This window comes from Streptomyces murinus, from assembly GCF_002154555.1.
GTDB classification, from domain to species: Bacteria; Actinomycetota; Actinomycetes; order Streptomycetales; family Streptomycetaceae; genus Streptomyces; species Streptomyces murinus.
Map to the genome: position 1 here is coordinate 358 of NZ_MUNF01000836.1, position 295 is coordinate 652.

Sequence of the window (295 nt, forward strand, 5' to 3'; positions counted from 1 at the left end):
GCCGGTGTCGGAGGCGAGCAGGGCGGCGAACACCCGGGAGGGCATCCGGGCCATCCCGGCCTCCACGAGCTGGGCCGCGAAGTGCTCCACGAAGGCCGAGACCGCCTCGGGATCCCGCCCCGCCCCTGCCGCGCCCACCGCATCCGTCATGGTGCTCACCGTACCCAAATTTAGGGACCTTCGGTAACTTCACAAATTTGTGAAAGAAGCGTACGTTCGGGCCCATGACGAAGGCAATCACGGTCGCCGGGCTGCACAAGTCCTTCGGCCGTACCCGCGCGCTGGACGGCCTCGA

At 67.5% G+C, this 295-nt stretch carries 1 pseudogene; it reads right to left on the minus strand.

From position 1 onward, the window contains the following. A pseudogene (locus CCN72_RS41135) lies at positions 1-150 on the minus strand (MarR family transcriptional regulator); the annotation flags it as partial. Positions 151-295: the final 145 nt, after the last annotated feature.